Below are 24,454 nucleotides of genomic sequence, written 5' to 3' on the forward strand. Positions count from 1 at the left end.
TCTGGTATCGAAGTAATGCTTAGAAAGGATACCCAATACCCAGGTTCAGGGCCGTCTGGTTTTCGCCGAAGCTGATGTTGCGGATGGCCCACTTGCTGCCTGGGGCGGTGGGGTCGTACACCTTGGTGGCAATATCGAGGCGCAGAATCAAGAAGCTGAAATCCAGCCGAAGGCCAAACCCCGAGCCCACGGCAAACTCCCGGTAAAACTGGTTGAGCTTAAACTGAGCGCCCGGCCGCAACGGGTCGGCCCGAAGCGTCCAGACGTTGCCGAAATCAGTAAATACAGCGCCTTTTATAAAGCTGTAAATCGGGAAGCGGTACTCTACGTTGCCCTCCAGCAGCAGTTCGCCGGGTTGCTCCAAGTCGTAGTTGCGCACTCGTTGCCCATCTTCCCCGATAACCGGGTTACCTAGTTCATCGAGCTCATATTGGGTAGCGCTACCAGTGCCCAAGCGGCGTGGTTTCCAGGCCCGCACGCTGGAGCTACCGCCCGCAAATAGGTATTTATCATACGGCACCAGCAGCTGGGTATTGTCGCTGCCCGGAATAATGACGCCATCCTCGCCGCGGGTCTGGGTGGTGGTAGGCGAGAGGGCGCGCACGGCCCCGCCCGAGAGCCGGTACACAAAGTAGGTTTCGGGCGAAAGTTTGTGGTAGCGACGGTAATCGGCCGTAAGCTTGGCGAAGTCGTAGATTTTCAGCCGGTCGTTTTGGCCGGGCTTGGCATTCACTACCAGGGGTTGCGACTGATAGAAGCCGCGCGTAATGCCGCCTACCTCGCCAAACAGGCGGAAGTAGCGCCCGTCGCGGGTTTGGTTGAAATCGTTGGAATTGTAGAGCGAGGTAGCGCTAATGCTGGGCATGAACAGGTTATCGAAGCTGCGCAGCAGGGGCGTGTTCTGCGTAAGCGCCAGCCGCCGCAACTCCTCGTAGTAGGAGTCGGTGATAAACGGCGTCCGGATAACGCTCACGTCAATCGGCGTAAGCACGAACTGATGGTACACGGAGCGTTGCCAGATGTAGTCGTACGTGGCCTCAATGTTCGTGCGAGTGTATTCGGGCCGGTCGACGTAAGTATAGCTGCCGTTGAGGCGGGTGCGTGGGTTGTAGCGCGCAAGCCAGCGGCTGCTGCGCCACGGCACCAAGAACTGCGGCAGCACTAGGTTCACGTTGGCGCCCAACTGCGTGGTCAGCTGCGGATTGCCGGTGATGGCGTTAAACTGTCCTTCAAAGCCGGCTCGCAAACCAAATTCCAACAGCTCCGCGCCTCCAAATACATTCCGGATTTTGAAGCGTACGTTGCTGAACGGCCCGGCAAGTCGGGCAATGTAAGTGCCGCCTAGCTCAACGGTTTCCTGAAACTTCTTGGCCGGTGAGGCATTGATGGTAGCATCAAGCACGCCGCTAGCCGAGTCGCGGGCCGCCTCCCGGTCGCGCCGGTACGTTACGTTGCTGAACCGGAACATGTCAAGGCCTGCCAGCTGGCGCTGGGTTACCTGCGTGTTCTCCAAGCTGTATCTATCACCGGGGCGCACGGCCAGCTTGCGGTCGAGAGCTTTGGTGGAAAAGCGGTGCTTATAGGCTAAGTAGAAAACCGAGTCGCGGACAAGCGTGTCGCGCTGCTGGCCAAACCGCACTAGGCCTGCATCGGTAATGAAGTTGACGTGCCGAACGGTGTAGAGCCGGTGCTGCTCGCCGCGGGTAGGTTTGCTCACGATGGTGCGCAGGCGCACAGTGGTAGGGGCAAAGCTGGTATCGGCTTCCAGGGTAATGTACTGCTGCCGAAAATCATAGAAGCCCTCGTTTTTAAGCATCAGCTCCAGCCGGCTGCGCTCATTGCCAATTACTTCTTCATCGTATTGGTCACCTACGTGCAGCAGGCTCTGAGGCTGGCTGCCGAGTACCCGGCGCGCTACGGCTGTGTCCTGCACATCGTAGTCGAGCTGCGAATACTTGAACGCCGGGCCCTCGTGAATGCGGTACACGACGGTGACGCGCTGCGAATCGGAGTGAAAGGGGGAGCGAAACGTCAGGACCCGAAACGGCGAGAACAGCTTCGTCGGGACTGTATCGGTGGCCGTGACGGAGTTGCGGAAAAAGCCCTTTGACTTCAGGAACGTACCCAGCTGCTCCGTAGACGTAGCCGTCAGCGACGAATCGTAGATAACGGGCGGCTCGCCCAGGCGCATAATGGCGTTGCCTTTATCCAAGGCTAGCTGGTGGCGCCGCACGTGCCGCTCCCGCTTGGTCAGGAGCTTGCCGGCTTTGGCCGAGTCGGTGCCGGCTTCCCAGATGAGCTGGTTGTAGTGGGTGCGCTCTTCTTCCAGCTTCTTCTGAATGCGCTCCGGGTTATAAAATGACCGACCTAGCTGGTAGATGGCTACCTTTGGCAGCGGAAACGTGCTATTGGGCTTCTGCTGCACCAAGGTTTGCAGGCGCTCAGCATCGGCCTTTTCCGCGCCTTCAATCTTTACCCGGCTCAGCAGGCGCTGCCCCGGCTGCAGCAGGCGGGTTGGCGAACAACTGTTCAGCCCACTGGTCAGCAGCAAACTGCCGAGCGCCAGCCGGAGTGGTAATTTTCCTAAAAACAGCCCGTTAGCGGGCCGGCCGTTAATCTGCGTATATGGTTTCAAAAGCAGTAGCGAAATACGTGCACGCGCTGCACCTGAAGAAGTACCGTCTCCGGCACGGCGCTTTCCTGGTGGAGGGCGGCAAAAGCGTGCGGGAGCTGCTAAGTTCCGGGATTCTAACGGAACGACTCATCCTTACGGCTGATTTCCATGAGAAAATCCGCAAGGAGCTGCCTATTGGAGTTCCTGTGGATATAGTTTCGGAGGAAGAACTAACCCGTTTGGGTACGCTCAGCACCAATACAACGGCCCTGGCCATTGCGAAGCTTCCCGAAGAAACGCCACTGAAACCGGCGCCCGGCCAGCTTCTACTAGCCCTCGACCAGGTGCGCGACCCCGGTAATGTAGGCACGCTCATCCGGTTGGCCGACTGGTATGGCCTAGGCGGGGTGGTGTGCTCTGAAACGTGCGCCGACCCCTGGGCCCCGAAAACCGTGGCTGCCACCATGGGCTCCTTTACCCGCGTGCCCGTGTGGCAGCGCGAATTGCCCGCCTGGCTAAGCGCCCTGCCCGCAGCGCTGCCCGTATATGGCGCCGACCTGCACGGCGACAACGTGCACCGCCTGACATTGCAGCCCACCGGTGTGTTGGTGATGGGCAGCGAAAGCCACGGCCTCACGCCCGAGGTAGAAGCCTGCCTAACCCAGCGCCTTCACATTCCAGGTCGCGGCCAGGCCGAAAGCCTCAACGTGGCCGTTTCAGCCGCTATCCTGCTGGATAACTTTTATCGGAATCAGTAAGCCGCTGGCATTATAGCGCGCAGTCCATAGCGGTTTGTGCATGTCAGGAGGCTAGTGCTTGATACGGTTGACACGGTTTGCGCTGGTAGATGACCTAGTAAAAACAAAAGAGACCCGGCATCTGCTGCCGGGCCTCTTTTGATAATGTGCGGGGCCGTAGCCTGCGTTAGTTGATCAGCGAGATGCCGAAGCTGAGCGTCTGAGCCTGGGGCCCGCGATTGCTTTTGAAGGTATCGTTGAGGTTGTACTTGGCGAACAAATCGATGTTGCGGATGCCGATGGTGCCCTGCACGCCGTACTGGAAGTCCTCGAGGTTGTAGCTGCCGCGGTCTTTGTCTTTGCGGGTGCGGCCTTCGTCTTCGTACTTCAGTTTGGTGTGCGAACCCAGGCGGTAGCCAATAAATCCGCCGGCCCCGATGCGGAAGGCGTCGCGGCCTTTCTTATCCTGGAAGTCCAGCACAGCCATGAGGGGCAGGTTGATGGTGGTCACGGCCAGTTTGCTTTTTTCCAGGTCGCGGTCCAGGTCTTTCACTACCAGGGTGCGGCCGTTCACGTCGCTGAAGCGGTAGTTTTTATCGAGCATATAGTTGTTGAAGGCCAGCTCCGGGCCGGTAACCAAGTGGAGGGGCGAGCCTTTCTGACCAACCCGGATATCGTAGTGCCAGTTCAGGCTCAGGTAGCGGGAACCCACGGGGCGCAGCTCAAAATCTTCGCCGCCCACCAGCGTTTCGCGGTTTACCAGCGTGTTCAGGCCTAGGTCAACGTTGAAGTTGCTATGCACGGCGCGGTTTGCTTTTTCTTCTTGCTTGGCTTTCCGCTCCACATCACGAATGGAGTCAGACTTGGCCGAGGTGCCCACCCGAACCGAAACGTGGTCGTTGCCGCCGTCGGTGCTTTCATCAACGGTTACCCCAAATACCCGGCCTAGCGTTACGTCTACATGGTCAGCCGATTTGGTTTTGCTGCCGGGGCCCTGGTTGCGCACCGTAATCCGAATCTGCTCGGGCACCTGCTTGCCGGGCTGCTCCTTGGCCGGATAAAACTCCATGGTCACCTGCTCCGACTTCGAGTTTTTGCCGGCAGCTTCGGCCTGCGTGATGTAGGCATCGAGCAGTACGATGAGGGAGTCGAGCTTATACTGGCGCATCTGGCGCAGCTGGGCCTTGTCTTTGACGTACAGTGTCATGGTGGCCTGGTTAGGGAGCTTCACCAGAATGGTGTCATCGTTGGGGGTGCCAGAGGCCGCCTGGGAGGTGCCGGTGGTGGCCAGGCTCAGCAGCAGGAAGGCGAGGAAAGTGAAGTAGCGTTTCATAAAAAAGGCGCAAAAAGCGGGGAGAGTTACAGTTGAATGACTTTGGTAAGCGTGTGCCCAGCTACCCGGGCCTGCACCGTTACCGATTCCGGCAGGCCAGCGTCCGTGAGGCTCACCCGCTCGCCTTTCACAGCGTTACGGGCCTGCCGAATCAGGGAAGTCAGGCGAGGGCGCCGGGCGGTATTGGCGTCGGCCATAACGGGCATTTCAGCAGCCGAGCGAACTTCTACCTCAATGGGGCCGGTGGAAGCCACCGTGGCCGTGGGCAAGGCAGTAGGGCGCTCCAGTTCCGGGTCTTGGGGCTGGGCCGTAAGCGCGGGCCGGGTAGGAGTAGCCGAAGCTACGCTAGGGGCCTGGGGTGCGTCTGAGCTGGCCAAAGCCAGGTGGCGCGGTGCCGAAGCGCGGGGCCGGGCGAGGGGGCGACTCACTGGAGCGGGGTCTGGTTGTACACCCCGAGACCGGGTTTCCAGGGAGGGTTCCGTAGTGGCCACTACGGATGCCGGCTCGTCGGCCGGGGCTTCTATGGGGCTAGATGGAGAAGCGCTAGGGGTGGTTGCCTGGGGGGGTGAAATTATTTCAGGGGTAGTAGCGGGGACCGAAGCCCGGGGCGTGCTAGCTGCCAGCTCGGGCTGCCCCAGGCCACCGGGATTGGCACCCGTAAGCACCCACCAAGCGCCACCGAGCAGCGTGAGCAAGGCTACGGCCGCGGCCGCCAGCCAAATAGCGGGACGCTTGCGGCGGGGCTGAATTTCGGCTTCTATTTCAGCCCAGATAAACGCCGGCGGTGTAGGAGCATGCCCCTGGAGCCGGTCGCGGAACAGCTTATCAATATCTTCCGGTTGCATATACTTCTTTCGTTGAGGAGGTGGGGCGGGCCTGGGTGCTGGCTACCGCGAGGCGGCGCTGGAGCATGGCCCGGGCCTTACTGAGCTGCGACTTACTGGTGCCTTCCGAAATACCGAGCAGCTCGCCGATTTCGGGGTGGGTGTAGCCTTCCAGAGCGTAGAGGTTGAACACTGTGCGGTAGCCGGCGGGCAGTTCCGCCAGCAGGGCCAGCATGTCATCGGCGTTGAGCTGGCTTTCGGCCTCGGCGGGGGTAGCGGGCGTGTCGTAGGTCAAATCGTCGATGGCCATGTGGATGGGCTCTTTGCGGCGGAGCATCCCGAGGGCCTCGTTCACCACAATGCGCCGGATCCAGCCTTCAAACGAGCCTTCGTGCCGGTATTGATCAAGGGCCCGAAACACTTTGGTAAACCCTACGATAAGGGCTTCCTCGGCATCTTCGCGCCGCCGCAGGTAACGCAGACACACCGAGAGCATCAGGCCGGCAAACCGCTCATAGAGCAGTTTTTGGGCCCGGCTGCTACCCTGGCGGCAGGCGGCTATGAGGTCAGCATCAGTCACGGGAAGCAGGAGTAAAGTTCGGGCAATAGCAGTTTGTTTGAGGGGCTAGATGCAGCCTAGCAGGGGAGGGTTGCCTGGAAGAAAAAAAAAGTAGCAACGCAGCCTACAACCTTTTTTCAAACACAAAATGGAGGGCTCAGCCGGCTAGAACCAAAAGCAAAGTTCTTGTTTTCCTTTCGCTTTCTGACCCCGGCGCGGTTTGCTATAGTAACTATATAGTCGCGTCGTTGATTTACAGAGTACTTTAGTAAGGTCAGTGGCTTGGCGGCTTGCTAGGTATCGTCAGGGCCCAAACGGTATTGTGGCGTTGTCTTTTCAGTCACCTGCTACGCGGAGTTATCCTACGCCTATTTGCTTATGAAATTTCTACTCTGGTTTTGCCTGTTGCTGGGCTTGCTTGCTGCTGTTCCGGCTGCGGCCTCTCACTTAATGGGCGGCGAAATAACCTACCGATACCTCGATAACAACGGTGCGGGCCGCACGCCATTTCGCTATGAGGTGACCGTGGTGCACTACATCAACAAGAACTCGGCAATTCCCAATGGCAGCGCGAGCGTACTGATCAACTTTTATGATAAAGCAATCAATAGTAGCGCTATTGCCACGGAAACAGCCCCACGCATCAGTCTGGTAGATGTGAATCCGGCCATTGGTAGTGGGTGTGCGCTGCCCAACAGTAGTGCGGTTTTTGTGGCCTTGGCCAAGTACCGGACGGTGGTAAGCCTGCCTGCATCGGCGGCCGGCTTTTTTGCCGTTTGCAACATTACGGCGCGGAATGCCGGCATCACTAACATTTTTTCCTCGAGCCGCTACTCCATGACGTTGTTTTCGGAGATGGCCCCGACGGCGCTGCCCAATACCTCGCCGGTTTTTCCGGATACGGCCGTTGTGTTTATTTGCCGGGGCGATACCAGCTTGATCTTGAACAACGCCTACGATGCCGATGGCGACCGGCTTAGCTATTCCTTCAGTACGCCATACGGGGTGCAGGGAAGCGCGCCTGACGATGACAGCTACCCGTTCACTGCATTGCCCTACACCAACGGCTACAGCGTATTGCAGCCGTTTGGCGTCGGCGGCCGCGCCCAAATTGACCCCGCCACGGGCGTTAGCCGGTACTACTCGCCGCTGAGTGGGGCGTTTGTGGTGGCCGTTGATGTAAAAGAATATCGAACCGTGAATGGCCAAGAGGTTCTGCTGGGCACCACCCGGCGCGATGTACAGCTCCTGACGCGGTTGTGCGAGCCCAATGGTGCCCCAACCCTGACCGCTACCACCGGCAATGTGCGCAACCTAACAGTAGTGGAAGGACAGCGTCTCGAATTTGGAGTATCAGCCACTGACCCAGAAGGATTGCCTCTTACGCTGCGGGCTAGCAGCGTGCTGCTTGATGGCCCCGGGCGCTACGCCGCCACCTGCAATAACAACCCGGGAGTAGTGCCCGTGGGCAGTGGCGTAGGGGTAGTGAGCGTAAGTGGTACTGCCCTAGTTACGGCACAGTTTCGCTTTGACGCCCGTTGTGGTGATGCCCGCCCCGTTCCGTATGATGTGCTGATAACTGGCACCGACGAAAACTGCAATAAGAAAACCGGGGCTACCGTTTTCCGCATAACTGTAGTGCCGCTCACTATCACCGGCTCGCCCTTTTACTGCCCGGAAGGGGCTAGCGCCCTTCTCTACACCGTGAACGGTCTGCCCGGTGAAGCGTACCAGTGGTCTGTGGCTGAGGGAGCGATAGTGCAGGGGCAGGGTACCAATACCGTGCAGGTTAGCCTGCCGCCGGGGGCTAGTAACACGGTGCTGAGCGTAGCACAGACCGGCGGGTGCTCAGCCAGCTTTACCCTGAAACCCGATAACGCCCAGGTGCAGCTAGATGCCGCCTCCGTTGACACATCTGACCGCAGCATTACCTTGAGCTTAGCTGTACCGAACAATGCCGTTAATGTGAGCCAGGTGCGCGTACTGCGGCGTGCAGCCGGCAGCACTGGTCCGTTTGCCACCGTAGGCACCGCAGCCAATACGGCCACTACTTTCCTAGATACGGGCCTAGACGCCGATGCCAGCGCCTACCATTATCGACTGGAGTTGCTGAACGCCTGCGGAACCGTGCTGAGCAGCCAACAACACACTACCATCCTAACCAAGGCTACCGCCACCGAAGCTCCTGATACGCGTGTGCCCGGCACGGTACAGGTAAGCTGGAGTCCCTACGAAGGCTTTGTGGTGCAGCAGTACCGCATCAGCCGTGTAGCCGATACTGGCCCGCCGGAAATTGTAGCTACCGTCAGCGGAACTACGCTTTCGGCGGTATTACCTAGCGGTCCGGCTGGCTTCGGGCAGTGCTTTCGGGTAGAGGCAGTGAGTACGGATGCTACCCCGCGAACCTCCCGCTCCAACGATGCCTGCGTTTCGTTTGAGAATAAGCTGGGCTTCTACAATATCATCACCCCCAATGGCGACCGGAAAAACGACGTGCTTACCATTGATAATGTCCGGCTTTATCCCAGCAACACGCTGGCCATTTACAACCGCTATGGCAAGCAGGTGTACCACACCCGCAACTACCAGAATACTTTTGGTGGTGAGGGCTGTGTGCCGGGCATGTACTACTATCTTTTCACGCTGGATAACGGTAGGTCGTATAAAGGCTGGTTTGAAATTGCCCGTTAGCCTAGGTGCTTGAAACCGAGAAAGCCAGACCCACAGGTGATCTAGCTTTCTCGGTTTATAAGAAGGGTAGTAGCTGCTTACAACGTTGCCGAAATAGTAGCCGCTCGGGCGCCTGCCGTATTTACGGGGGTAGCGCCCGTAAGCGTAACCGTGTTTTTTACCACGCCATCCACCAAAATAGTAGCCGTCAGTGTCGTGTTTATCGGGACGGCGCCGGCCTGGCCTGAAACGGGTTGAAAACCAACCTCCGCAGTAAAGGTAGTACCAGCGGCTACCGGTTTCTCCTCATGCATGAACGTTTCATTGCCCTGAAAAGCGTTTTTAGAATATACCGTGGTTGTGCTTTTTCCCGCATCCATCAGCACCCGCATATCGGCGGCATAACCGCTCGTCATGTTGGTGGCCCGGATATTAACCCGAACGGTATGGGAGGGAGCCACATCCCCGGTTTGCGTAACACAGCTGGCTGCCGCAAATACACCCGGAATAAGCAAGAGGAGAGCTTTTTTCATATAGGTAGCAAAAAAGGATAAGTAAAAAGGCAGCAAAAATCTGATTTCTTGAATTGAACAATATTTGTGCCGGGTTGAATCAATAGGAGGGTCTAGTATCGTAACTAGCCTGAATAAAACAAAGCCGCGCCCTACCGCCTGAACGTGGTTCAGAGAGTAGGGCGCTGCGAGCAGGGTTACTGATACTTAGAAGGCTAGTACTGGCCTACCGAAAGCATAACTAAGGTGCAGGCTTCTTCGGTGCGGATGCCGCGCTGCTGGGCCAGCTCCTCTAGCTCCGGATTTTCGGTGCCGGGGTTGAAAATGATACGCTTGGGGTTTAGGTCCAGAATATAATCGTACCAGCCGGGCTGGTTTTGCGGGCCCACGTACAGCGTTACCGTATCCACATCGGTAGCCGTGGGGCGGTCCGTCCGGATATCAAGGCCCGCCACCTGGCCTTTACGAATACCAACGGGCACCACTTCGTGGCCGTGGTTTTTAAGCTGATGCACCGCCCGGTAGGCGTAGCGTGAGGGGTTATCACTAGCCCCAAGAACAAGGGTCTTTTTCATATGCTGCGAGCGTTCAGCCTGAGGCCGTCGGCTGTTTGTAGTGAGAAAGGAAAACGTAGTGCTGAGGTTATACGAGCAAAAGCGGGCTAGCAGCCATGTACTAGGCCCTAATAGAAGCCAAAACGGCCTCGGCGCACCGCTCCCCATCCATAGCCGCCGACACAATACCGCCAGCGTACCCAGCACCTTCGCCGCACGGAAACAGGCCGCGTACCACGGGGTGTTGCAGCGTGTCCCGGTCGCGCGGAATCCGGACGGGCGAGGAGGTGCGGCTTTCTACCCCCACAATCTGAGCCAAGTTGGTGGCGTACCCCGGAATCTTACGCCCAAAGTTCTGGAAGCCTTGGCGCAGCCGCTCCGCCAGTCCTGCACCCAGCACTTTGTCCATCGGCACCGACACGAGACCGGGCTGGTAGCTAGTTTCCAGCAGCTCCGGCGAAACTTTGCTTTTCAAAAAGTCGCCGAGGCGCTGGGCGGGTGCTAGCTGCGTGTTGCCGGCCAACTGGCAGGCGCGCTGCTCAATCTGCTGCTGAAACCGCAGGCCCGCCAAGGCCCCGTACTGGCGCACATCCATGTCCTCTAGCTCCACGGCCGCTACTATACCGGAATTAGCAAAGCGTGAATCGCGGCGGCTAGGGCTCATGCCATTCACCACCACCTCACCCGGAGCGGTGGCTGCCGGCACAATAAAGCCGCCGGGGCACATGCAAAAGGAAAATACGCCACGCTGCTGGCTTTTCCACTGGGTTTGATGCACCAAAGAGTACGAAGCAGCTGGCAGTACACCCCGGTCTTGGCGGCGGTACTGGGCTTGGTCGATGAGCTGTTGCGGGTGCTCTACGCGCACACCCAAGGCAAACGGCTTGGCCTCAATCAGCACACCTCGGCGGTGCAGCAGTTCATAAATGTCGCGGGCGGAGTGGCCAGTAGCCAGAATCACGGCATCGGCTTCCAGCGCTTGGCCACTAGCCGTTACCACGCCGCGTAAGTGGTTGTGCTCCAGAATCAGGTCATCCACGCGGGTTTCGAAGTGCACTTCGCCCCCAGCTTGCAGCACACTATCACGCAGGGCGGCCACCACATAGGGCAGCTTGTTGGTGCCAATGTGCGGATGCGCATCGACGAGGATATCGGGGGTAGCGCCGTGCTGCACCAGCAGGCGCAGAATCCGCTGGATGTCGCCGCGCTTGGTGGAGCGGGTATAGAGCTTGCCATCGGAATACGTGCCGGCGCCGCCTTCTCCAAAACAATAGTTGGAGTCAGGGTTGACCAGGTGCTCTTTGTTGAGGGCGGCTAGGTCGCGGCGGCGGGTACGTACGTCTTTGCCGCGCTCCACCACAATGGGCTTTATGCCCAGCTCAATAGCTCGCAACGCCGCAAACAGCCCGGCTGGCCCGGCACCTACTATAAGGACCGAGCGACGGGCCTGGCTGACATCAGGATACGTAAACCAGGGGCCAAACAGCTCAGCCGGCGGTGGGGTCTGGTAGATGTCGGCGCGTAGGCGCACGAGCGGCTGGCGGCCCCGAGCATCAATGGAGCGTTTGCGCAAATGCACAAAATCGGCCTGGCCAGGCACTAGGCCGGCGGCATCGAGCAAGGCCCGGTAGCGGGCTAGCTCATCGAAAGCTACCTCCGGCGGGAGCAGCAGTTCAATTTCTTGGGTAGTAGGCATACTAAAGGTGAAAGGGAGTTAGCCTTTGAACCGTAAGGACTGTAACGGAAGTGCAAAGATACGCAGCTCTAAAGCAGCAAAAAGCCCCGAAAAGCTGCAACGAGCTTTCCGAGGCTTATATACGGGTGCGGAACCAGTGAAAAATGGCGTGGGGCTAGTAGTGCCCCTCGGATGGCGTTCCTCCGGAGGAAGACTGCAAACGGGGCCAGAATTTCTCCATCGATTCGTTGAAGAGCGTTAGCGCCTGCGTCCGGACTTCGCCGGAGGGATGGCGTAGCAGATTGCCCAGCAGATGCCGGTACATTTCGGTTGTAACTTCTAACCCTTTGGCGCTTACAAGGCCGTGGTGAAGTAGGTCGCAGTTAGCGGCCACTGAATTTGCCATAGAGTCGGTTAGTTCTTCGCGGGCTACATCCGCTTCCCGAAATGACTGTTCCAAACGGGCATTCATTTCAGGTGAGTAATTCTTTTCAGTTGCCATACTATAGGACAAGGGAACGGCATTTCAAACGTGAAACACGACAATAAAGGTTCAGTCTCCTATAAAAATAATCCTGTAACTCACCCGTAACACGCTTGTTTCGAAGCACTCACCTCGTAGCATCTCGGCAAGCAGTAATGGCCCGTTTCCTATACGGCAGCCACATCGGGGCTCAGAATCCGGACTGGACGCTTGTGCTCATCAATGGCCACAAACGTGAATAAGCCCGACACAGCCCGGTGTCGTTCCTCGGAATACATTTGCTCCACAAACAGCTCTACTCGCACCTTAAGGCTAGTGTTGCCTACGTGCTCCACGCGCCCGATCAGCTCAACTAAGGTACCCCCAGGAATAGGGTGGGTAAAGTCAACTTTATCAGATGACACCGTGACCATTTTGAGGCGGCTAAAGCGGGTAGCAGTTATGAAGGCCACTTCGTCCATGAGGTGCAGGGTAGTGCCCCCAAACAGGGTATCGTAGTGGTTGGTGGTGTTGGGAAAAACGGCTTTAAAAATGCGCGTTTCGGCCCGGCTGATTTTTTCGGCAAGCGTTGACATTAGAGCAGGAAAGGTGAAAAGTGAAACCACAGCTAGTGCTTTGGTCTGCCTCCGTGGGGTCCTGTTGCTAGCCTAAAATGCGCTTACCGAGGTGCTAGGTGCGTTCGTGCCTTTCACCCCCGCAGATACCTAGTAGTGGTAGAGGGATACTTCAACGAGCTCCATAGCAGCACCCGACAAGGCCCTCAAGTCGCGAAGGAACCTTCTCATCAACAGCGGCAGGCAGGTCTCCTGACTTGTACCCTGCTTTCCGCCCTTCTCACCCGGGTACATGCCGGGCAATGGGCTAACCGGAAAGCAGCCGCGGCCCGTAGGCCGCCGGTACTTACAGTAGCGCGTCTGTCCGGGAGTTGCACCCGGTTCCCTTTTCGTGCTGGCCTAGGGCCAGCAACCTGCCGCTCGTCTGACTGGAATAACAGACAAAGAACGATTCGCCAAAGGTAGCAGAACCTGGCACAGATGCGCGGACCACTGCCGGCGCTTACTGGTATTCCGCTATTTTCGGCCGCTGGCTTTCCTCGCATCCTTCCTATGGCTTATTCTGTTTCTCAGGCGCCGCGCACCATGGCCTCGCGCATCCGCTCCATTTTTAGCGGTTCCGTGGGCAACCTAGTGGAGTGGTACGACTGGTACGTGTACTCGGCGTTTGCCTTGTATTTCGCGCCAGCGTTCTTTCCGAAGGGCGACCTGACGGCGCAACTCCTTAACTCGGCGGCCATTTTTGCAGTGGGCTTTCTGATGCGGCCGCTGGGCGGTTGGCTGATGGGCGTGTACGCTGACCGCGCCGGGCGCAAGGCGGCGCTGCTGGCCTCGGTGCTCCTGATGTGTGGCGGCTCCTTACTCATTGCCCTCACGCCTTCTTACCAGCAGATTGGGGTAGCGGCGCCGGTGCTGCTGGTGCTGGCGCGCCTGCTACAGGGCCTGAGCGTGGGCGGCGAGTACGGCACCTCGGCTACCTACCTGAGCGAAATGGCCGACCAGCGCAACCGGGGCTTCTTTTCCAGCTTTCAATACGTCACCCTGATTGCCGGGCAACTGCTGGCCCTGTTTGTGCAGCTAGGTCTGCAACAGGCCTTAACCTCCGACCAAATGTACGCCTGGGGTTGGCGGGTGCCTTTCGGTATTGGAGCGGCCGCGGCCCTAGTAGCGTTGTATCTGCGGCGCGCCATGGAAGAAACCGATGCCTTCACCCGCCACGCCACCACCGACGAAGCGCAAGCAAACAAGCCCAGCCAACTAACCTTGCTGCTCCGCCACCCGCGCGAAGTCCTGACGGTGGTGGGGCTTACCTTGGGCGGCACGGTTGTGTTCTACACCTTTACTACCTACATCCAGAAGTTTCTGGTGAATACTACCGGCTTCACGAAGGGGCAGGCGACGCTGGTTTCCTTTGGTGCCCTAGGGGTAGCGATGCTGCTGCAGCCATTACTAGGTGCCGTTTCCGACCGAATCGGGCGTCGGCCGGTGCTGTTGTTTTTCGGGGTAGGTGCCACACTGCTAACCGTGCCGCTGCTGAAGGCCCTGGAGCATGCTTCCGGGCCCGGCGCGGCGTTTGGGTTGCTTGTGGTGGCACTGGTAGTAGTCAGCGGCTATACCTCCATCAATGCAGTGGTGAAAGCCGAGCTATTCCCGACTGAAATCAGAGCCCTGGGAGTAGGGTTGCCGTATGCGCTTACGGTAGCCATTTTCGGAGGTACTGCCGAGTATATTGCCCTCCTGGCCAAGGAGCGCGGGGTAGAGCAGTGGTTTTACTGGTACGTGACGGCCTGCGCTGCCGCCTCCCTGGTCGTGTACCTACGCATGCCCGACACCCGCACTACCTCCCGCATAGAGGCCGAGTAGCGCCGCGAATTACTTCACGGTGAGAGTATCCGTGAGCACGGCATTATCAGCTTTGAGAAAGTGGACCACGTATTTGCCGGGTTGCGCCGCCGTGAAGGTATACGTGCCCTTATAGTCGGTTTTCGTTTGCGCACACACGCAGCCCTCGTACCGAACCAGCGGGCTCAGGTAGATATTGTTGCCCTGGCGGTTTTCCTCCAGCTTTACAAACTGGCCGCAGCTGTTCACAATCGGGATGGTGTAGTATACTTCCAGCGGGGTGCTGGTAGTGCCGGTTTTTACGCTGGAAAGCGCGCTTACAGGCGCTAGCACGTTCGTGACGCAGGAGTCTTCCTTCTGCTCCAGGGACTGGCAGGCACCCAGCAGGATAGGAAGCGCAAGGAGTGTCAAAAACTGTATTTTTTTAGGAAACTGAAAGGACATACGGTGTAAGTAAATGAAAAGCGATTACGTAGTAAGAGTGAGTATGCTAGCGGAAAGGTTGCATTTTTCGGGGCGTTTTAACGCAACATTGGCAAAGAAAGCAACCCGCTCAACGTAGTTAAGGTATAATTCTTGCTCTAAGGTTCCCACCTTCTCATCCACACTCGGTACGGGACTGTAATTCAGGTTCCCGGTTCATTCTTACATGACTCTCATGTCCTATATGCACCCGCTCACGCGGTATTTTAATCTGCTGACGCTTCTGCTACTGGTAGGAGTTGCGGCTTGTACTCAAGAAAAAAATCCAGAAGAAAAGCCCACTCGCCCCAGTCCCCAGGCCACGGTAACTGGCGGCGTAACCAATGCTACCTTCACCATTCGCTACAGCCGTCCCTCAGCTAAGGAGCGCAAGATATTTGGGGGCCTAGTTCCGTATGGCCAAGTGTGGCGCACCGGGGCTAATGAGGCTACTACCTTCACCGTAACCGAAAACGTGCTGGTGCAGGGCCAGCCCTTGCCAGCCGGCACCTACGCCCTGTTCACCATCCCGACGGAAAAATCCTGGACAATTATTTTCAACCAGACCCCTAATCAGTGGGGTGCCTACGAATACCAGCCGGAGCAAGATATTCTGCGTGTGCAAGCCAAACCGGCGCCTACTACCGGCCTGGTAGAGCAGTTTCTGATAACGGCCAACCAAGCCGGTGAGGTAACCCTGGCCTGGGAGAATACTCAAGTCAGCTTCGTGGTACGTGAGGCCCCGCAGTAGTCGCTTTGGGTAATTGGTTGGTTATAAAGCGGTAATCAGCTCCGCGTTAGGTATTAATCATTGCGTTGCGTCGGAATTTTTACTAGCTAGCTCTTGACTCTCAAGTGTTCATCCATCAAGCCTTACTGCCCATGAAAACGCTACCTGCCCGTATTATTTTCACGCTGAGTTGGCTGTGCCTGATGGTGCTGATGGCACCGGCTTTTGCTCAGAATCCCGCCGAAGACAAGTCGAAGCGCCCGAGCCCGGCTGCTACGGTGACGGGAGCCGACTTTACTATAGAGTACAGCCGCCCTTCCATGAAAGGCCGGAAAATCTTCGGCGAGCTAGTGCCCTTCAGCCAGGTGTGGCGCACCGGAGCCAACGAGGCTACTACGTTTGAAGCTAAAAAAGCCGTTACCATCAATGGCCAAGCATTGCCTGCTGGTAAATATGCCTTGTTTACTATCCCTACGGAAAAGGAGTGGACCATCATCTTCAACAAAACTGCTGAGCAGTGGGGCTCCTATAAGTACGATGCCAAACAAGACGCCCTTCGGCTGAAGGTGAAGCCCACGAATACCCTGCAGCCCGTGGAGCAGTTCACCATCTCCACCGACAAAGCTGGAGTGGTAACTATGGCCTGGGAAAACTCGCAGGTTAGCTTCACGGTGAAGTAGATAACAATCCGGCGCAACGCACTTCGGGCCGCTACCCCTCTCCGCAAGGTGAAAGGGTAGCGGCCCGAAGTGTTTTACATCATCCTGAAGTTGATAGGAACCTCAACTACCGTTGCTACTGGCTGCTGCTGAAGCAGCGCCGGAAGCCAGGCGTCCGGAATGAGCTTTACCACGCGTAGTGCCTCTTGGTCGCATTCTGGGCTGATGCCGGACTTTATCCGATGGCCAGACGCATGGCCTTGCGCATCCACAATAAACTCAATACGAACCTCACCTTGGGTTCTCTTGCGCATAGCCTGCACCGGATACCTCATCTGGGAGCCCATGGCGGCATGCATGGCCGCCTGCCCGCCCACGTACATAGCCGGCCGATCCAGCAACGACTGTTGGGTTTCAGAGCCGCTTACTACTGTGTACAAGGTGGCCCGCTCTTTGGGAGTTACGAGGGCATAGCGCAGTTGCTGGCTAGTGTAGTCGTAGGTCTGGATAAGGGTATCACCGCGCGAGTAATAGTCCCAGGCGCCTACTTTCTGGCCCCGCGAAAATGTGCCCTTGGCCGCCCGCGTACCATCTCGGTTGTATTCAGTCCAGGTACTGTCGGGGAGCCCTAGCTTATAAAACCCGGTAAGGCTAGGTTGAGCTCCCCGCATTCGGGTGAAAGGCCCGTGTTTTACGTTGGGCTTGCTGCGCAATACGTAGTATGTTTCCTTTTCGTAGCGCCCCAGCTGGGTTTCCACTTTTTTGGTTTCCTGGGCCACTCCCGCAGTGGCAACCAGAAGCAAGGAGGCAAGCAAGCCGGGTATTTTCATACTAGGTACGTATATCAAGTAAAGTGTATGTAGTGTAATAGCAAAGAACTATTATCCGCCCAGCACGCTTTCTACCCAGGCTTTGCCCCAGTCAGCAAGGTCCTCTTGGGTCCAGAGCTGAGGATAGAAAATGCGGCGCTGGAACTTGGGAGGCAGATACTGCTTCCAGTTAGTGCCACCGGTAGCAGCAATGGCATCGGGGCGGCGCTCGAGGTAGCGCACCGCCGACTTGTAATGCATCAGGGGCCAGTTTACGTTTACGCACACATCCAGCTGCTTAAGCTGGCGCAGCAGGCGCGGGTGCTGCTGGCCCTCGGGCCCGGGCGGCAGGCGCTGCACCACGGCCCACACGTTGCGGCCTTCAAAGTGGCGGGCGTGCTCCAGTAGCTTTTCGCCGTATTTCTTCTCGAACTCTACGAGGGTAAGCGCTTTGGCTCCGGTTTCAACTACCGTCGCGCCCGATTTCCAATAGATGCAGCCCATTAGCTCATCGTGGGCGGCGGCTTCGCCTAGCAGGCGGCGGCGCTCCTCGGGTACTAGGTTGCTGAGGCTGGTGCTGGCCAGCTCGATCATGCGGTACTGCACGCTCTGAAAGCCGGAAGCCGGCATCAGGGCCATCCGGAACTGCAGAAACTGCTGCTTGTCCATGCCGTCCACCATCACATCAAACGAGTCGATCAGGTTTTCGAAGTAGCGGTTAATGCGGCCCACGCGCAGCACAATTTCCTCCACGGTTGGCTGCTGCAGGTTGCCTAGCTGCTCGTACTCGCACAAGCACAGCTGGAAATACAGCTCCGTAATCTGGTGGTAGATGATAAAAATCCGCTCGTCGGGGATAGAGGTCAGGGGGCGCTGCAGGCTTAGCAGCGTATCCAGCTGAATGTAGTCCCAGTAGCCCAAGTAGCGGGTGTGGTAGAGGCCTTCAAGGTAGCCGGCCAGGTCCTGGTCATCGGCGGAATAGCGCTCCTGCAGGCGCCGAAGCTGGGCCAGCACGGCTGGCGAAAATTCATCTTCCAAAGAGGTCATAGGGAAAGGGCGGAGGGTGGAGCGTAGTGGGTGCTACGTTGCAAAGATGGCAAAATACCAACGATGGGTTGAGCGGCTACGAGGGGGTAGTAAAACATTGTCTCGGCTGGGCTGGCTTGCTGCCGCCGGTGTGCGTTGCCTTACGCTGCTTTGGCCCCCTAGGTCTTCCCCTGAGCCCAACCTGCCTGGCCAGGCCCTACCCCGGAAGCCAGCACGTCTTTTCTTGTATATATTGCCTCTTATCTATATTACACCATCTCATCATTTCCTATACCTTTACCGCGTATATGGCAGAAAAATCCAGTATTTTCGACATGATCGGGCCCGTGATGATTGGACCTAGCTCTTCGCACACGGCCGGAGTAGTGCGGATTGCGCGGGCCGCAATTCGCATTTTGGGCAGCACGCCCACGCATGCTACCATCACCTTCTATAATTCCTTTGCCCGCACCTACGAGGGCCACGGCTCCGACCGCGCCATTGTGGCCGGGCTGTTGGGCATGAATACCGATGACGTGCGCATCCGCGAGGCCTTCGACCACGCCCAGGAAGCAGGCTTGCAATATACTTTTCAGGGGGTCGGAAATGCTTCTACCATGCACCCCAATACCATCCGGCTGCAGCTGCGCGACGAGCGTACGGGCCAGGCCGTGGAGGTGATTGGCCAGAGCCGGGGCGGGGGCGTTATCCGGATTGTGGAGGTGGATGGATTTCCGTCTGATTTCTCTGCTTCTCTGCACACACTCATTATTGATGCCGACGACGTGCCCGGCTCCATTGCCTTTATTGCCTCGGTCATTGCCCACGATGAGTGCAACATTGCTACCATGTTCGTGTCGAGGAAAGGCAAGCACGATGCGGCTCGGCAGTTTATCGAAATTGACTCTGGCCTGCGCGATATTACCCTGGAGTATCTGCGCCAATTGCGCTGGGTGCACCGCGTAACCTATATCCCTACCATCGACTAGCGGCGGAATCTATCCGGTTAACGGCGTTTTTTGGCTGGTTGGTTGATTTGCAGCAACATTGGAGCTAGCAGACAGATACCTTTGGTGGCCTAGGCCACCCGCCGCCAGCATCTTAAAGGCCCCGTATCCTAACGCCAACTACCTCTCCTTATGAAGCGTTTTTATTGGCTGTTGCTGAGTGCCTCAGCGAGCCTGCTGCCAACGTTGGTGCTGGCTCAGACCCCCACCGCTCCAAATCAGCCCCCGGCAGGAGCGTTAGCCGCGGCCGTCCCGAGCGGCCCCTGGAGCCTGCAGCGCGCTATTGATTATGCCCTGCAAAACAACCTGACGGTGCGCCAGCAGCAGCTAACCTCGGAGCTGCAGAACGCCACGCTGCGCCAGAGCCGCGCCTCTTTGCTGCCCACGGCCAACCTTTCGGGCACGCAGGCTTGGAACTACGGTACCAGCCTTGACCCGCTTACCAACGACTTCGTCAGCCAGACCATCCGCTCCAACAACTTCTCAGCCAACACCCAACTAACGCTGTTTTCGGGGTTTCAGCTGCGCAATACGGTGAAACGCAACGCCCTGGAGTCAGAAGCCACGGTGCTGGATATTGAGAAGGCGCGCAATGATTTGTCGTTGAACGTGGCGTCGGCCTTTCTGCAATTGGTGCTGGCTGAGGAGCTAGTACGCACCAACGAAGTGCGCCTGAGCAGCACCAAAAGCCAGGTAGAGCGCACCCAGAAGCTGCTGAAGGCCGGCTCGGTTCCGGAAAGCAACCTGCTGGATATTCAGGCTCAGCAAGCCTCCGACGAGCTCAACGTGATTACGGCCCAAAACCAGCGCGACCTGGCCCGCCTCTCGCTTACGCAGCTACTCAACCTGCCGTCGCCGACGGGCTTCCAGATTGAGGTGCCGCCGCTGGCTGACCCCGACGACCAACCGCTGCTGGCGGCTGACCCCGACGGAACCTACCAAACGGCGCAAAGCCTGTTGCCCGAAATCAAAGCCGCCGACTTACGCGTACGCTCCGCCGAGCGCAACCTCGATATTGCCCGCGGAGCCTACTACCCCCGGTTGGCCTTCGGAGCCGGCATTTTCACGGGTTTCTCCTCGTCGCGACTGGCACGCGTGTTTAACGGCGACTCCACGGATGCGGTGCAGGTGCCGGTGTTTCAGCCGGGGCTTAACGGATTGCCGGCTCCTAGCCAGTATTTCCTGCTGCAGCCCAGCCAGGCTATTCCTGACTTTCTGCCCTCCAAGTTCTCGGATCAGATAAAGGACAACTTGGGTAAGAGCCTGCAGTTCTCGCTGCAAATCCCCATCCTGAACGGCCTGCAAACGCGCACCGGCGTGCAGCGCGCCCAAATTACCATTCAGCAGCAGGAGCTACGAGCCGAGCAAACCCGCCTGCAGCTGCGCCAGAGCATTCAGCAGGCGTACGCCGATGCCATTGCCGCCCAGCGCCGCTACCTCTCGGCGCGGCGCCAAGTGGAGGCCCTCACCACGGCCTACCGCAACTCAGAAATCCGCTTCAACAACGGGTTGCTGAACGGTACGGAATTCAACATTGCCAAAAACAACCTGACGGCAGCCGAGTCAACGATGATTCAGGCCAAGTATGAGTTTATCTTCCGCAGCAAGGTGCTTGACTTCTACCAGGGCCGGCCGCTTAGCTTGTAGGTAGGTTTCACCGGTCGGAAGACCTAGTACTTTCGTGGTCGGGCTCCTGAAGTAACCTGGCTTCCAGAAGTTGCTTTATCAGCTCTTACGTTTTACGTTTCTAAGTCTGTTTAAATGAAAAATAACCGCACTATATACATCTTGCTAGCAGTGTTGCTGGTAGTGGTTGGCGGCGTTTTGGTAGCGAAGAAGAAAGGTTGGATTGGCAAGCCACCTGGCACGGAGGTGTTGGCGGCGAAAGCCGCTACCGCCACTATTGTGGAGAAGGTCAGTGCCTCGGGCAAAATTCAGCCCGAAACAGAAGTGAAAATTTCCCCCGACGTATCGGGCGAAATCACGGAGCTGTACGTGGAGGAAGGCGATTCTGTGAAGAAAGGCCAGCTGCTGCTCCGCATTCGGCCCGATAACTACCAGGCCATGGTGAACATGCAGTCGGCTACGGTAAACACGCAGCGCGCCAACGTAGGCCAGACCCAGGCCCGCTTGCAGCAGCTGCTGGCTAACGCCAAGCAAACCGAGTTGGTGTATCGTCGGAATGCCTCGCTGTTCAAGCAGAAGGTAATTTCGCAGGCTGATTATGAGGCCAGCAAGGCTGCCTACGATGCCTCGCAGGAAGAAGTAAACTCGGCCCGCCAGAGCATTCGGGCGGCCCAGAGCACGGTGCGCAGCGCTCAGGCCAGCCTCGATGAAGCCCGCCGCAACCTTGATAAAACCACCATCTACTCGCCAGTAAGCGGCACCGTAAGCAAGCTCAACGTGAAGAAGGGCGAGCGGGTAGTGGGTACCTCCCAGATGGCCGGTACCGAGATTATGCGCATTGCTAACCTCAACAACATGGAGGTGCGGGTGAGCGTGAATGAAAACGACATCATCAATGTGGACCTCGGCGACTCCGTGGATGTGGAGGTGGACTCCTACGCCAGCCAGGATCAGAAATTCCGCGGCCTAGTAACCAGCATTGCCAACACGGCCAAAGACGCCCTCACGGCCGAAGCCGTGACGGAATTTGAAGTGCGCATCCGGTTGCTACCCGAGTCGTACCGCCAGCTGCAGCGCTCCGTAAAAGGCCGCACCATTGTACCGTTCCGCCCCGGCATGACGGCTTCCGTGGATATCATTACCAACCGCAAGGCCAACGTGCTAAGCGTGCCCCTGGCCGCCGTAACCACGCGCTCCGACAGCACTACCACGGCTGCCAAACCTGGTACTCCCGCCGTACAGGTGAATCGGGGAGGAGCCGCTCCGGCCGCTGCGGCTGGCGCTCCAAAAGCCGAGGTGCAGGAGGTAGTTTTCCTGATTCGTAATGGCAAGGCCGTAATGACGCCGGTAAAAACCGGTATTAGCGACTTCCAGAACATGGAAATTATCAGCGGCATTCAGGCCGGCGACCAGATTGTGAGCGGACCGTTCCGGGCCGTGTCCAAAACGCTGAAAGATGGCGCGCTAGTGGTTATCAAGGATGCCAAGACCTTGGACAAAGCGGCCCTTAAAGAAGACGCTTCCGACGAAGGCGACAAATAAGTAAGCGCCGGCTTCTCGTTCAGATTGAGCCCGTAACGTATAACCAGGGGCCGCCGCTGCAGCACGCAGGGGCGGCCTCTCATTTTTTTTGGCTAAGATTGACCTGTTGGTGAAATGCGGCGGCTAGCAAAAGGGGAGTGCGTGTGCCCACCGCGCGGCCTGCGCCCTGGACGCTACCCTAAGTTATCCGCCTCATTTGCCCTTATTCCGTACTTTACCAATTCCCACCCTTGGAAAAAATAGCCATGCTTGGCGGCGGCTCCTGGGCCACCGCGCTGACCAAAATTCTCTCTGAAAATGGCAGCCGCATTCACTGGTGGATGCGCAGCAAGGACGACGTGCAGCACCTGTTGCGCACCCGCCACAATCCGCGCTACCTCTCCTCCGTAGCTGTTGACCTAGACCGTGTACACCCCACCACCGACCTGGAAGAGGCCGTGAAGGATGCTGATTGGCTGGTGCTGGCGGTGCCGGCCGCCTTTGTGCAAAGCACCCTCGATAAGCTGGACCGTGACACGCTGAAAAACAAGCGCGTGATTTCGGCCATTAAGGGCATGATTCCGGGCAAAAATGTGCTCGTGACGGATTATGTGGCCGAGCGCTTTCGGCTCTCGCATAGCCGCGTGGGGGTAGTGGCCGGGCCGTGCCACGCCGAGGAGGTGGCGCTGGAAAAGCAAAGCTACCTCACCATTGGCTCGCCGGACCTGGAGTTGGCCGAGGACTTCTGCCGCCTGCTGCGCAACCGCTACGTAAAAGCCAACCCCGCCCAAGACCTGGATGGCATTGAGTACTGCGCCGTGATGAAAAACATCATTGCCCTCACCTGTGGCATTGCGCACGGCCTGGGCTACGGCGACAACTTTCAGGCGGTGCTGGTGAGCAACGCCGTGCAGGAAATCCGCCGGTTTGTGCACGCCCTCAACCCGCAGCCGCGCGACTTGTCGGCCTCCGCCTACCTAGGCGACTTGCTGGTAACGGCCTACTCCCAGTTTTCGCGCAACCGCACCTTCGGCAACATGATTGGGCGCGGCTATAGCGTCAAGTCGGCGCAGATGGAAATGAACATGGTGGCCGAGGGGTATTATGCCGTCAAAAGTATTTACGAAATCAACCGGAAGCTGCAGGTGAACATGCCCATTACCATGGCGGCGTATCATATTCTCTATGAGAAAATTTCACCGGCTATTGAGCTGGAGCTGCTAAAGGAAAAGTTTAAGTAACGATTCAGAAATGGCGAGCTAATTACTCCATAACGAGTGAATTGCGTCTTGAAAAATGCCTAGGTAGCATTTGCCCACGAACCGCCACCGCGGAACAAATTGGTAGTTCTCACGTCTGCTAGATACTGCTTCACTTCTAACCCATCCATCTATGAGCACCTGGGGCTACTTTAACTTCGACAATGATGTCGCTGCGGATTTCGCCGGCAGCTTTCGGGACAACCCCGACGATAGTGCACTACGCCAGGCTCTGGAATTGGTAGCGGCCGAAGATGGCTCGACTCTGGCCGATGACACCAGCGAAGCACTGGCTGCCGCCGAAATTGTGGCCGCTATTCTGGGCAAACCTTCCCGCGACTTTCCGGCCGACTTGCTGCTAGTAATCGGGAAAATAGATGGCCGACGGGGGGAATATATGCGCGAGTTGGCCCAGCAGGCTGTCAGCAGCATCCTGCTCAACTCGGAATTGCAGGCCTTCTGGACTGGTACCGATGACGCCAAAAATTGGCAGCACCTGCAGAAAGAACTTCTCGAACGGCTGAAGTAAGTCGCTCAGCCAACTTAGTTACTACGTATGCCCTGGCTTTTGCTAGCCCTGCTCACGGCCCTGTGCTTGGCCGGATACAACTTTTTTATCAAGCTGGCTTCGGGCCATATTTCTGCTGCTGCTGGCGCTGTGATTCTGCAGTTGGTAGCGGCGGCACTGGGCGGCGTATGGCTGCTGTGGCTTCGCCTGAAGGGCCAGCCGCTGGATATCAGTAGTACGGGCGTAGGGTTGGCGGCCTTAGCGGGGCTAGGCGTGGGCCTGGCCGAAATCCTGACGTTTGTTGTGTTTGGCCGCGGCGTGCCATCCTCGGTAGGTACGCCGGTTATTGTAGGCGGCTCGGTGCTCCTGACGGCGGTATTGGGCCTGGTGGTGCTGCGCGAAGCCTTATCCTGGTCGCAGGCCCTGGGGCTGGTGAGCATAGTGGTGGGCATAGCACTGCTGGCCCGCGGGCACTAAGTACCGCTTCAA

23 protein-coding genes and 1 riboswitch are annotated in these 24,454 nt (G+C 57.8%); of the genes, 11 read left to right on the forward strand and 12 right to left on the reverse strand.

Annotated elements, in window-relative coordinates; translation table 11 throughout:
* Positions 1-19: 19 nt before the first annotated feature.
* Positions 20-2,635, reverse strand: coding sequence for a translocation and assembly module lipoprotein TamL (gene tamL, locus ACYVHC_RS00915; RefSeq protein WP_460611778.1), 2,616 nt, complete (start codon positions 2,633-2,635; stop codon positions 20-22).
* Here tamL and ACYVHC_RS00920 point away from each other — a divergent pair.
* Complete coding sequence (locus ACYVHC_RS00920) at positions 2,626-3,372, forward strand: TrmH family RNA methyltransferase (protein WP_460611779.1); 747 nt, start codon at positions 2,626-2,628, stop codon at positions 3,370-3,372. The genes tamL and ACYVHC_RS00920 overlap by 10 nt on opposite strands.
* A 166-nt stretch (positions 3,373-3,538) precedes the next feature.
* Here ACYVHC_RS00920 and ACYVHC_RS00925 read toward each other — a convergent pair whose 3' ends face one another.
* The 3 genes from ACYVHC_RS00925 to ACYVHC_RS00935 are packed head-to-tail and all read right to left on the reverse strand — an operon-like array spanning position 3,539 to position 6,088.
* Positions 3,539-4,684 carry a porin family protein gene (locus ACYVHC_RS00925; RefSeq protein WP_460611780.1) on the reverse strand — a complete coding sequence of 382 codons (1,146 nt, stop codon included), beginning with the start codon at positions 4,682-4,684 and terminating at the stop codon, positions 3,539-3,541.
* 26 nt (positions 4,685-4,710) lie between these two features.
* The gene (locus ACYVHC_RS00930; RefSeq protein ID WP_460611781.1) at positions 4,711-5,529 is read right to left on the reverse strand and encodes a hypothetical protein; all 819 of its coding nucleotides are present in this window, start codon (positions 5,527-5,529) and stop codon (positions 4,711-4,713) included.
* Positions 5,510-6,088, reverse strand: coding sequence for an RNA polymerase sigma factor (locus ACYVHC_RS00935; RefSeq protein WP_460611782.1), 579 nt, complete (start codon positions 6,086-6,088; stop codon positions 5,510-5,512). Before ACYVHC_RS00935 ends, ACYVHC_RS00930 begins: the two co-directional genes overlap by 20 nt.
* 357 nt (positions 6,089-6,445) lie before the next feature.
* Here ACYVHC_RS00935 and ACYVHC_RS00940 point away from each other — a divergent pair, with 357 nt between their 5' ends.
* On the forward strand, positions 6,446-8,758 hold the full coding sequence (locus ACYVHC_RS00940; protein ID WP_460611783.1) for a gliding motility-associated C-terminal domain-containing protein: 2,313 nt from the start codon (positions 6,446-6,448) through the stop codon (positions 8,756-8,758).
* A gap of 77 nt (positions 8,759-8,835) precedes the next feature.
* Here the strand turns inward: ACYVHC_RS00940 and ACYVHC_RS00945 are convergent, their stop codons facing one another.
* The 5 genes from ACYVHC_RS00945 to ACYVHC_RS00965 form a co-directional block, all read right to left on the reverse strand.
* Complete coding sequence (locus tag ACYVHC_RS00945; protein WP_460611784.1) at positions 8,836-9,270, reverse strand: hypothetical protein; 435 nt, start codon at positions 9,268-9,270, stop codon at positions 8,836-8,838.
* 194 nt (positions 9,271-9,464) lie between these two features.
* Positions 9,465-9,824 carry a CoA-binding protein gene (locus ACYVHC_RS00950; protein WP_460611785.1) on the reverse strand — a complete coding sequence of 120 codons (360 nt, stop codon included), beginning with the start codon at positions 9,822-9,824 and terminating at the stop codon, positions 9,465-9,467.
* Between the two features lie 100 nt (positions 9,825-9,924).
* The gene (locus tag ACYVHC_RS00955; RefSeq protein ID WP_460611786.1) at positions 9,925-11,499 is read right to left on the reverse strand and encodes an NAD(P)/FAD-dependent oxidoreductase; all 1,575 of its coding nucleotides are present in this window, start codon (positions 11,497-11,499) and stop codon (positions 9,925-9,927) included.
* Positions 11,500-11,653: 154 nt separating this feature from the next.
* Entirely contained in the window at positions 11,654-11,980 is a 327-nt protein-coding gene (locus ACYVHC_RS00960; protein ID WP_460611787.1) for a hypothetical protein, read from the reverse strand.
* 149 nt (positions 11,981-12,129) lie between these two features.
* Positions 12,130-12,537 carry an acyl-CoA thioesterase gene (locus ACYVHC_RS00965; RefSeq protein ID WP_460611788.1) on the reverse strand — a complete coding sequence of 136 codons (408 nt, stop codon included), beginning with the start codon at positions 12,535-12,537 and terminating at the stop codon, positions 12,130-12,132.
* Between the two features lie 204 nt (positions 12,538-12,741).
* Positions 12,742-12,948: riboswitch (cobalamin riboswitch) on the reverse strand.
* 120 nt (positions 12,949-13,068) lie between these two features.
* Between ACYVHC_RS00965 and ACYVHC_RS00970 the strand changes: the two genes are divergently transcribed.
* Positions 13,069-14,379 (forward strand): MFS transporter, encoded by a 1,311-nt coding sequence (locus ACYVHC_RS00970; RefSeq protein ID WP_460611789.1) that lies wholly within the window; start codon positions 13,069-13,071, stop codon positions 14,377-14,379.
* 9 nt (positions 14,380-14,388) lie between these two features.
* Here ACYVHC_RS00970 and ACYVHC_RS00975 read toward each other — a convergent pair whose 3' ends face one another.
* Positions 14,389-14,769, reverse strand: a complete 381-nt coding sequence (locus ACYVHC_RS00975; protein ID WP_460611790.1) for a hypothetical protein — start codon at positions 14,767-14,769, stop codon at positions 14,389-14,391.
* 238 nt (positions 14,770-15,007) lie between these two features.
* On the opposite strand from ACYVHC_RS00975, the gene ACYVHC_RS00980 reads away from it, so the two are divergent.
* Entirely contained in the window at positions 15,008-15,571 is a 564-nt protein-coding gene (locus ACYVHC_RS00980) for a DUF2911 domain-containing protein (protein ID WP_460611791.1), read from the forward strand.
* A 131-nt stretch (positions 15,572-15,702) separates the two neighbouring features.
* Positions 15,703-16,230, forward strand: coding sequence for a DUF2911 domain-containing protein (locus tag ACYVHC_RS00985; protein WP_460611792.1), 528 nt, complete (start codon positions 15,703-15,705; stop codon positions 16,228-16,230).
* A 74-nt stretch (positions 16,231-16,304) separates the two neighbouring features.
* Here ACYVHC_RS00985 and ACYVHC_RS00990 read toward each other — a convergent pair whose 3' ends face one another.
* Entirely contained in the window at positions 16,305-17,039 is a 735-nt protein-coding gene (locus ACYVHC_RS00990) for a TonB family protein (protein ID WP_460611793.1), read from the reverse strand.
* A gap of 51 nt (positions 17,040-17,090) precedes the next feature.
* Positions 17,091-18,065 carry a tryptophan 2,3-dioxygenase gene (locus tag ACYVHC_RS00995; protein WP_460611794.1) on the reverse strand — a complete coding sequence of 325 codons (975 nt, stop codon included), beginning with the start codon at positions 18,063-18,065 and terminating at the stop codon, positions 17,091-17,093.
* Positions 18,066-18,352: 287 nt separating this feature from the next.
* On the opposite strand from ACYVHC_RS00995, the gene sdaAB reads away from it, so the two are divergent.
* The 6 genes from sdaAB to ACYVHC_RS01025 all read left to right on the forward strand — a co-directional run bounded on the left by sdaAB (position 18,353) and on the right by ACYVHC_RS01025 (position 24,442).
* Positions 18,353-19,033: an L-serine ammonia-lyase, iron-sulfur-dependent subunit beta gene (gene sdaAB, locus ACYVHC_RS01000; protein WP_460611795.1), complete on the forward strand. Its 681-nt coding sequence runs from the start codon at positions 18,353-18,355 to the stop codon at positions 19,031-19,033.
* A gap of 150 nt (positions 19,034-19,183) precedes the next feature.
* Positions 19,184-20,698, forward strand: a complete 1,515-nt coding sequence (locus tag ACYVHC_RS01005) for a TolC family protein (RefSeq protein ID WP_460611796.1) — start codon at positions 19,184-19,186, stop codon at positions 20,696-20,698.
* A gap of 114 nt (positions 20,699-20,812) precedes the next feature.
* On the forward strand, positions 20,813-22,219 hold the full coding sequence (locus ACYVHC_RS01010; RefSeq protein ID WP_460611797.1) for an efflux RND transporter periplasmic adaptor subunit: 1,407 nt from the start codon (positions 20,813-20,815) through the stop codon (positions 22,217-22,219).
* Between the two features lie 230 nt (positions 22,220-22,449).
* Positions 22,450-23,439, forward strand: a complete 990-nt coding sequence (locus ACYVHC_RS01015) for an NAD(P)H-dependent glycerol-3-phosphate dehydrogenase (RefSeq protein WP_460611798.1) — start codon at positions 22,450-22,452, stop codon at positions 23,437-23,439.
* 151 nt (positions 23,440-23,590) lie between these two features.
* On the forward strand, positions 23,591-23,986 hold the full coding sequence (locus ACYVHC_RS01020; RefSeq protein ID WP_460611799.1) for a DUF4259 domain-containing protein: 396 nt from the start codon (positions 23,591-23,593) through the stop codon (positions 23,984-23,986).
* Between the two features lie 27 nt (positions 23,987-24,013).
* Entirely contained in the window at positions 24,014-24,442 is a 429-nt protein-coding gene (locus tag ACYVHC_RS01025) for an EamA family transporter (RefSeq protein WP_460611800.1), read from the forward strand.
* Positions 24,443-24,454 lie beyond the last annotated feature (12 nt).

The organism is Hymenobacter seoulensis (assembly GCF_054780535.1).